The organism is Endozoicomonas sp. OPT23 (assembly GCF_009653635.1).
Taxonomy (GTDB): domain Bacteria; phylum Pseudomonadota; class Gammaproteobacteria; order Pseudomonadales; family Endozoicomonadaceae; genus Endozoicomonas_A.
Genome location: NZ_PPFD01000007.1, coordinates 503,105 through 510,483, shown reverse-complemented (window position 1 = coordinate 510,483; position 7,379 = coordinate 503,105). Strand labels below are relative to the sequence as shown.

Sequence of the window (7,379 nt, the reverse complement as noted above, 5' to 3'; positions counted from 1 at the left end):
GGCAAAAGAAGATATCCAAAAACCGTTTGCCAACATCGACACCGACGACAGTGCCAGACTTGAATTCTGATGAGTTCATAATAAGCTTACTCTGCCTTACTCTGCCTTGCTATGCGGGCTCGAGGCCCCGATGACTGTCCGAGTTATTGCTTAAGAGTATGCAACGCTGCTCACTTGTTACCGGTCTCTCGTAAGAGGAACCTAAAATCCATCGAGCTATTGCATAAGGCCTTCAGTAGGCCAACTGAAGGTGGGTCTCTTTTTACCCGTTTTCAAGAATAAGAATTAACCATACAAGTGCATCCTAGGGACTGCCGCCTGCGACGGCAGCCCCACATGCAAGCGTTATGTTCTTCCACCTATTTAGGCATGAGTAAACAGAATGACATTAGAACGACAGATCTCACATGTATTTCGTTTGACTGATGAAAATTGGATGAAACATACCAATCCTATCAGTGTTTGGACTAGATATTCAGTCTTACCATTTATAGTTATTTCTTTTTGGAGCCGGGTTTGGATTGATTGGTGGTGCATAATTCCAGGGTTAGCTTCAGTACTTTGGATGTTTTTTAATCCTGTTGTTTTCGCCAAACCAATATCAACAAAGAACTGGGCATCCAAAGCTGTTTTGGGAGAGCGCGTATATTTGAATAGAGATAAGATACCTCTACCAGATCATCATCTTACGCCTCTATATAACATATTAAATTTCATATCTTCAGCAGGCCTACTCATAGCAATATGGTCAATTATTTATTACTCAATTTGGGGGGCAGTATTGGGAGTAATAATGGCCTATCTCGGAAAAAGCTGGTTTTTGGACAGAATGGTCTGGCTGTATGAAGATATGAAAGAGAATAACGAAGTATATCGAAGCTGGGAATACTAAACATAACAAGTGCGTCGTGTACGGCAGCAAGCTGCCTGGGACTTCGGCGTCGGCTGATTGAGGCGTTATGCGCTAATCATTTACAATATCGAAGTTAATGTTTTATGAGAATTTCTCTTTTCTTAGAAAAAATAAAAAATGCAAAGAGTTTTGAAGTATTTGCAGTCATAGCTCTCTTAAATATGGCTACAGCGGTTTTTGCTCTTAATTTAATATCTGGAGAAGATGGTTTTGACGCACCTTGGTATCTTTTAGATTTTGGTAAAATTGCGCTGTTTATTTGGCTGTGGGTAGTTGGGCATTATTCTTATCAGGAAGCAAAAATAAGCAAGAGAATTAAAGTTGTTTATAATTTTTTCTTTTTTATGGCAATGGCATATATTTTATTTCCTGAAATAATTTACCAATCAGTCTCTGTTTCTGAGCATGCTTTAGTTACTCATACATTTTTATATTCTATGTTTGCATTTTATTCTCTTACTTCTTACTTTTACACTAAAGCAAAACTAAAGACAGATACTAAATTTTTAGACTATATCAACTCATTACTCTTATTAGTGTTTCTTATTATAGGAGTCTGGTACATACAACCTGTTATAAACAAATTTCAAGTGCGCGCATAACAAGTGGTTCAATGGAACTGCCGCCTGCGGCGCCAGCCCCTTAACCAAGCGTTATGCGTAGCAAATAGAGGTATACGAGTGATCGAGAGTAGTAATCTCATATTGAAAAAGCCTACTGAAAATGACTTTGATCTCATTAGAGAAATTTTGTCATGTCCTTCTCAAACAAAGTTCTTGCCAAATGAAGAACCATATCCTGAAGAGAAGCAGCGTGAATATCTAAAAAACCGTATTGCTCATTGGGAGAAACATAACTTTGGTACGTTCATAGTTTCCTTAAAAGGAAGTAAAGGTGAGAAGGTAGGGTTTGCAGGTGTAGAGTTTGCTCCAGACCCACAATACATTGATATCCGGTTTGCAATATTGAGAGGCTTTGAGGGTCAGGGTTTAGCGACAAAAGCTTCCAAACTGGTCATCGATTATACATTTTCGAATACAAACCATACGAAAATTTATGGTGTCGCAATGCACTCAAACCAACCTTCGAAATCTGTTCTAAAAAAGTTGGGCATGAAGTCTGAGCCAAAAGCGGATCTATATTTCTGTAAAGGCTTAGATCATTTCAGCATCACACCAAGCTACGCATAACAAAGTTTTACAGACGCCTACGGCGTACCTGAAAACGGCGTTATGCGCCAAAACTTGAGTCATCTATCGAATACAACATGATGAACAGAATATTAATTTTTGGAAATTCAGGGTCTGGAAAAAGCTGGCTATCGAGAGAAATATCAAAGCAAGAGAACTTATCAGAAATAAACCTTGATAGTATTTTTTGGATGCCAGGTGGTTTTTCTCAAAAAAGGTCAAATGAAGAAGTTGAAATAAAGATAAATGAACTGAAATCTCTAGAAAGTTGGGTTGTAGAAGGAGTCTTTGGAGGCCTTGTAGAAAACTTTATCACAGAAGCTACGGAAGTTATTTTCTTAGATTTTAGCTGGGAAGAGTGTAGTGAAAACCTATTGTATAGAGGATCAGGAAGCTCAAAAAAACTTGATCCTGAAGTGGCAGAAATAAAGTATAAAGAGTTACTACAGTGGGCTTCAGAATACTGGACAAGAAAGTCAAAAAGCTCTCATTCATTCCACAATTTTCTCTATGAATCCTTCAAAGGTAGAAAGCAAAGGATTACAGGAAGAGAAGAGGTTAGTTCTTACCTGCTTTTCAGCAATTCAACAACAGGCGCATAACAAGATAATTGGACTCCCCACACCCTTAAACTAACATCAGCATGCAGCTTCTAGAGGAGTCCGGCTATGAGTACAAGAGTTGTCGGTGTCGACTTGCCTGAAAAGGTTATCCAAGTCTGCTCATTTATTAATAGCAAAATGATTGCTAATCAGGAGATGACACCCAGTCAATTTCAGTGCTTTCTAGCTTCACAGTCCTCATTTCTCGTCGTATTTGAAGTGTGTGCATCTGCTCATTATTGGCATCAACAAGCAAGGTATTACAGTCATGAAGCAAAGCTAATATCTCCTTACTTAGTCTCCGTCGTGCGTCAAAATCAAAAGACCGATAGAAATGATGCCGTAGTCATTGTTCAGGCCGCATCACTACCTGACATTAATTTTATTTCAGGCAAGACAAATATTCAGCAGCAACTTCAGTCCATCGTGCGACTACGTGAGCTAGCTGTTAAGCAGCGTACTGCTGCTAAGAATCAGCTTCTTGGCTTACTGAAAGAATTTAATATCCGTATTACAGGTAGTGGAGCTCAGGTTCTTAAAGCCACAGCTCTCGTGCTTGAAGATGCTACCAATGGTTTCTCTGGGCCGTTTAGGCATGCACTTAATACCGCTCGTGAGATGTATTCGTATCAGTGTCTTGCTGTTAGTGAGTACGATCTTTGTTTGGAAAATACAGTTAAGACATACCTGATTGCCAAAAGCTCATGAAGCTAGAAGGGGTCGGTATCCTTAATGCTATCAATCTCTTCATTGCTTTAGGGTGTGGTGAGTTAGGAACTTTTAAACGTGGTAAAGATGCTGCAGCATGCATTGGTTTAACGCCTGTACAATCTTCTAGTGGTGGGAAAACACGAATAGGGAAGATTAGCCGCAGGTCAAAAAATTGTGGTTTTCGTAGCTTGTTGATTACTGGAGCCATGGCCGTGGTTCATCAGCTGTTCCGAAGATCTCCTCGAACTCAGAAAGAAGTCTGGCTAATGTCACTGATAGAAAGAAGGGGAAAAAAGTGTGCCGCAGTTGCACTGGCCAATAAAACGGTTAGAACAGCTTTCGCCATGCTTACTCAATGTACAGAGTATCACGCGGTAGCTATTGAATAATTGTAGTTTGTAACAGGTTTAACAGCTGTGTTGGTGAGCTAAAAAACGGGTTGATACAGTACAGTCACATGAGCTTTTCGCTCGTTAACAAGATTAGTACACCCGTTCGCGTAAATATCTGAGAGCCTGGGTTCGCTACCCGTTTGAGCTCGTACATAAGTGCGCTTTAAAAGCTTCCATCATTGTTGTTGACAGTGGGGAGTCCACATAAGTGACTGTGGCCTCCAGTCAAGTTTTTAGGTGCTATTTTCTCCCCAACATGTCCCGTTTTTCAGCATAGTATTCAGGATGACAATCATCTTACGCATACAGGCTGTTAGCGCCACGATGGGGAGCTTTCCTGCTTCACGAAGGTGGTCGTAAAAACGTTTGATAATAGGGTTACACTGGATGGCAGACATCATTGCCATAAACATCACTGTACGTATTCGTGAGCGACCTCCACGTATGTGTCTTTGCCCCTGATGTCGTCCGCTGTCTTTATTCATTGGCGCGACTCCCACCAGAGCGGCAATTTCTTTTCGATTTAGTTTACCAAGCTCAGGGAGTTCACTGAGCAACGTGTAGGCTAGAACATGGCCAACACCAGGTACACTGGTCATGATCTTCAGAGGCATCCGGCGCTCAGTGTAGCGGCTTAATTGAGGCGACATCTTTAAGCAGGCCAGTACGTTTCGAATCGACTTATGAAGCTCTTTAGGCATGATCTGGAGACGATTTTTCTCCATGGTTCTCATGTCCAGAAGCTCCTTACGACGGATCAGCAAATCCTTGATCAGCCTGGAGTGCTTATCAGGCAGTGGTTTGATTTCAGGCTTGAGCGCTGCACCGTACCGGGCAATAACCTGAGCGTCGACTTTATCGGTTTTAGCCAGCACACCAATGGCTTTGGCGAAGTGACGTACTTTGATCGGATTCGCGACAATGATCGGCAACCCTGCTTTATCACAGGCAAAGACCAGTTCGTTTTCGTAGCGGCCTGTCGCTTCAACAACGATTCGTTCCGGGTTGATATCGGCGAATACGGCGACCAGTTTTTTTATCGTCTGAACGTCATTGGGAAAACGCTGATGCAGTCCTTGAGGGCAAAAGAAGATATCCAAAAACCGTTTGCCAACATCGACACCGACGACAGTGCCAGACTTGAATTCTGATGAGTTCATAATAAGCTTACTCTGCCTTGCTATGCGGGCTCGAGGCCCCGATGACTGTCCGAGTTATTGCTTAAGAGTATGCAACGCTGCTCACTTGTTATCGGTCTCTCGCAAGAGGAACCTCAAATCCATCGAGCTATTGCATAAGGCCTTCAGTAGGCCAACTGAAGGTGGGCCTCTTTTTGCCCGTTTTCAAGAATAAGAATTAACCATACAAGTGGTTCGTAGGAACTGCCGCCTGCGGCGCCAGCCCCTTAACCAAGCGTTATGCGTTTAAATCGCAGCATTATAATTACTCACTGAGAGTCGTCCGTAAATGAGAGAGAATTTAAAGAGCAAAATTATTGAAGTCTGCGATAAGAAAATTGCGAGTAAAGGTGCAAACGTCGGTTTGTCCTTTTACGCATTTTTTGCAAATAAAAATGATGACCCCGAGTTGCTTATGGAAGCAGCAGAATGGTGGATAATGAAGCATAAACTTGATCATTTTGAAAAGGCAGTAAAAATAAAAAAAATGGTTCAATCCATTTAGCAAATACAAGGTTTATCAATCAGCGCCTAGTATCAAGTTTGAAGTGCGACACTTCAACAATTATGGAAACAGCTGATCGGTGACTTATAGCTCAGCCTCTTTCTTGGTCGGTAGTTATGTTCTTTGGCAATGGCATCACAATCTCTTTGAGTTACAGATACCATAACCATTCCTTTCGGCAGATACTGCCTGATTAAACCATTAGTGTTTTCATTGGTGCCTCTCTCCCAGGAGTGGTAAGGGGTTGCGAAGTAGAACCTGAAATTGGCTTCTGTTTCTAGTTCTTTGAATCGGTGAAACTCAGTGCCGTTGTCAGCAATAATGGTTTTAAACGGGCCTGGTTTATAACGATGTATCAGGCATATCGTTGCTAGGTTCAGTGATTTAGTAGTGCGATTGGGTATTTTTCCAATGAGCGTATAACCTGTTTTCCGTTCAATCAGAGTGACAATGCAGGCGTTGGAGCCTTTACCCATAACAGTATCGATTTCCCAGTGACCTTTTTGCTTTCGAGTTTCTACGCTAGCGGGTCGTTCTGAAATATGTCGTTTACCTGACACCCAGCCGCGGCTGTCCTTGGAACGGTAGCGTTTTCGTCGTTTCTTATGAGAACCCCTGAGGTAGGTCCAGAGATTTCCGCCCGCATGCTTATCTCGCCAGATATAACGGTAAATGGTGCTTCGGTGCCGTCCAAGTTTTTTAGCAATCTGTGCGACACTGTCATCTTGCTTTCTGAGCAGGGATAACATAAACCTTTCTTCGGAGGTGAGCTGATGATACTCATGGCCAATCACTCTGGCGGAGCGAAAAGTCAACGGTATCGCAGCTTGCCTCTTAATGGTCTGAATTTGTCGCGCTTAGTTTATGAATTCGCGATTCAAACTCCATACCTCCATTAGTTAATGGTTAGTTTTTAGAGATTTATAAGTTGGAAAACATCAAAAAAATCGAAGAATCTTTGGTTTTAGATGAAAATCAAAGAACGATAAAAAATCGTAATTTTGCTAATTTAGATTGGGCTCATGAATACGAAGAAGATTTAAACTTTATTGGCTGTATAATCTCTTCATCTGATTTCTCTGGGGCAAACTTAAATGGACTGCATTTTGAAAGCTGTCAAATCATTAACTGTGACTTCTCTGAAACTAGTTTGAGAAACTCTGTATTTAAGAAGTGCACTTTCTACAACAAGAATAATCAAAAAGGATGTGATTTCCAAAAATCTGATTTACGTCATTCTGAGTTTTATGATTGTGATATTTCCACCTGTAATTTCTATAGATCAGAACTCTTTGACATAAAAATAAATGAATGTCAGGCTCAAGGTTGTAACTTCGAGCTTGCAGAATTTGTAACAATAGTCAGTAAAAACATGCTGTTTAGCTCGGCTCAACTGACAAAATCAAACTTCAAATATTCGGACTTCGAAGGTGTTCAACTAGAAAAGTGTGATTTATCAGAAAGTAATTTTTCAGCTGTAGTTTTTACAAGAGCAAACTTAGAGGGCGCGAATCTCACAAATTCAGCTTTTGCTCCAAGTCAGTATGACGGTCTTTCAATCTATAAGGCTGATCTACGCAATGCTGAAATAGCAGCTATAGACATAAGGGCATTAGATTTTTCTGGGGTTGAGATATACGAGTGGCAAATGGCTTCATTATTAGAAAATCTTGGTTTTATAATTCATCCAGACCAATAACGAGAGAACACACATAACAAGAGGTTCAATGGGACTGTCACCTGCGGCGCCAGCCCCTTAACCAAGCGTTAGCTGCTTTGAGGTCGATATCTAGCAAGGTGTAGTAAATGAAAATATTGGTAACAGGCTCAGTGGGTAGAGTGGGGCGTGCAATCTATATCAAGTTAATGCGCACACATGATGTAGTTG

The 7,379-nt window shown here is 41.2% G+C and carries 8 protein-coding genes and 1 pseudogene; 7 read left to right on the top strand and 2 right to left on the bottom strand.

Translation table 11 applies throughout. The features are described from left to right. Nucleotides 1-382 precede the first annotated feature (382 nt). The 5 genes and pseudogenes from EOPP23_RS19105 (at nucleotide 383) to EOPP23_RS19085 (ending at nucleotide 3,805) form a co-directional block, all read left to right on the top strand. The gene (locus EOPP23_RS19105; RefSeq protein ID WP_153767571.1) at nucleotides 383-892 is read left to right on the top strand and encodes a DUF6653 family protein; all 510 of its coding nucleotides are present in this window, start codon (nucleotides 383-385) and stop codon (nucleotides 890-892) included. Between the two features lie 104 nt (nucleotides 893-996). After that, on the top strand, nucleotides 997-1,515 hold the full coding sequence (locus EOPP23_RS19100; RefSeq protein WP_153767570.1) for a hypothetical protein: 519 nt from the start codon (nucleotides 997-999) through the stop codon (nucleotides 1,513-1,515). Nucleotides 1,516-1,617: 102 nt separating this feature from the next. Next, on the top strand, nucleotides 1,618-2,103 hold the full coding sequence (locus EOPP23_RS19095) for a GNAT family N-acetyltransferase (RefSeq protein WP_228550786.1): 486 nt from the start codon (nucleotides 1,618-1,620) through the stop codon (nucleotides 2,101-2,103). A 77-nt stretch (nucleotides 2,104-2,180) separates the two neighbouring features. After that, nucleotides 2,181-2,705: a hypothetical protein gene (locus EOPP23_RS19090; protein WP_228550785.1), complete on the top strand. Its 525-nt coding sequence runs from the start codon at nucleotides 2,181-2,183 to the stop codon at nucleotides 2,703-2,705. A 66-nt stretch (nucleotides 2,706-2,771) separates the two neighbouring features. Next, nucleotides 2,772-3,805, top strand: a pseudogene (locus EOPP23_RS19085) (IS110 family transposase). A gap of 236 nt (nucleotides 3,806-4,041) precedes the next feature. Here the strand turns inward: EOPP23_RS19085 and EOPP23_RS19080 are convergent. Beyond that, nucleotides 4,042-4,968 carry a transposase gene (locus EOPP23_RS19080; protein WP_153767569.1) on the bottom strand — a complete coding sequence of 309 codons (927 nt, stop codon included), beginning with the start codon at nucleotides 4,966-4,968 and terminating at the stop codon, nucleotides 4,042-4,044. Nucleotides 4,969-5,275: 307 nt separating this feature from the next. Here EOPP23_RS19080 and EOPP23_RS19075 point away from each other — a divergent pair, with 307 nt between their 5' ends. Then, nucleotides 5,276-5,491, top strand: a complete 216-nt coding sequence (locus tag EOPP23_RS19075) for a DUF6500 family protein (RefSeq protein WP_153767568.1) — start codon at nucleotides 5,276-5,278, stop codon at nucleotides 5,489-5,491. Between the two features lie 53 nt (nucleotides 5,492-5,544). Here EOPP23_RS19075 and EOPP23_RS19070 read toward each other — a convergent pair whose 3' ends face one another. After that, complete coding sequence (locus EOPP23_RS19070) at nucleotides 5,545-6,282, bottom strand: IS30 family transposase (protein ID WP_370514829.1); 738 nt, start codon at nucleotides 6,280-6,282, stop codon at nucleotides 5,545-5,547. Nucleotides 6,283-6,419: 137 nt separating this feature from the next. Between EOPP23_RS19070 and EOPP23_RS19065 the strand changes: the two genes are divergently transcribed. After that, the gene (locus EOPP23_RS19065) at nucleotides 6,420-7,190 is read left to right on the top strand and encodes a pentapeptide repeat-containing protein (RefSeq protein ID WP_153767566.1); all 771 of its coding nucleotides are present in this window, start codon (nucleotides 6,420-6,422) and stop codon (nucleotides 7,188-7,190) included. Nucleotides 7,191-7,379: the final 189 nt, after the last annotated feature.